Origin of the sequence: Pseudomonas sp. RA_35y_Pfl2_P32 (assembly GCF_963970735.1) — a bacterium.
In the GTDB taxonomy this organism is placed as follows: Bacteria; Pseudomonadota; Gammaproteobacteria; order Pseudomonadales; family Pseudomonadaceae; genus Aquipseudomonas.
Genome location: NZ_CAXAQF010000420.1, coordinates 1 through 273 on the forward strand (window position 1 = coordinate 1; position 273 = coordinate 273).

Here is a 273-nt window from a genome sequence, read left to right on the forward strand (position 1 = left end):
GCAGGGTGTAGGGTTTGAGTTCTTCCTCTGCGCCGTCTTTCGGCTTGCCCAGTTCCGGGATGTCGCTTGGCTTGAGGCCTCCCAGACGCTCCTCGACCTCGGGGGTGATGCCTTTTTCTTCCAGGGCGGCAATTTGGCGTTGCAGCACCTCGGCTCGATTGAGTTGGGCCCGTTGCACGTAGGCGTCGGTGTGCGGGTTGGCCTGCAGATACGCCAAGTGGCTGCGCTTGCGCAGCATGTCCTCGGTCAGTGTGCGCTGGGCCTGCGGCATCA

The 273-nt window shown here is 63.0% G+C and carries 1 pseudogene; it reads right to left on the reverse strand.

Going from position 1 to position 273, the window contains the following annotated elements:
• A pseudogene (locus tag AACY45_RS28985) lies at positions 1 to 273 on the reverse strand (hypothetical protein); the annotation flags it as partial.